The sequence below is a fragment of the Pseudomonas sp. EA_65y_Pfl1_P113 genome (assembly GCF_963970525.1).
GTDB lineage: Bacteria > Pseudomonadota > Gammaproteobacteria > Pseudomonadales > Pseudomonadaceae > Aquipseudomonas > Aquipseudomonas tritici.
The window spans coordinates 1-493 of the sequence record NZ_CAXAQM010000427.1; the positions used below are offsets into that span (position 1 = coordinate 1).

Sequence of the window (493 nt, forward strand, 5' to 3'; positions counted from 1 at the left end):
AGCGAACCCTGCGGCAAGGCGAGAAGTGCGACGGTCATTCGAGTTCCGGGAGATCGGGCAGCAATGCCGCCTGTTGCTCCGCCTGCTCCGTCATCCCGGGCGGGAACGCCGGAAGAAGATCATTCTCGAGCACTTGGAGGCTCGGCGCATAGAACAACGCCCAACGGGCCGGATCTATCTGGTCGCGGGCGGCGAGGAGATGCCGGCGAGCCTGCAGCACGCGCGCGAACCGCTCGACGTCGAGCGGCACGATCAGGCCCGGACAGGCAAGGCAGCCTCGCAGTCTCGAGCAGAGATGCGGATTCCCGTCTCCCCCCTTTTCAATCGGCGCCAGGCAACGATGGCCGAACAATGCCGTAACCGGACCGTGCCGAGCGGATTCGTCCCCTTCAGCCGGGCCACAGACCCAAGCCACCATGAGCTTCTGAAGCCGCGCGATCGTCTCCTGCACGAGCTTCCCAGCTGCTGGTACCTCCACGTAGCGATCGGGCGT

The 493-nt window shown here is 65.5% G+C and carries 1 protein-coding gene; it reads right to left on the reverse strand.

The features are described 5' to 3' along the window. Window positions 1–34: 34 nt before the first annotated feature. Window positions 35–493 (reverse strand): hypothetical protein (locus AACY52_RS30400; RefSeq protein ID WP_339561395.1); only part of this gene is annotated, 459 nt, incomplete at its 5' end.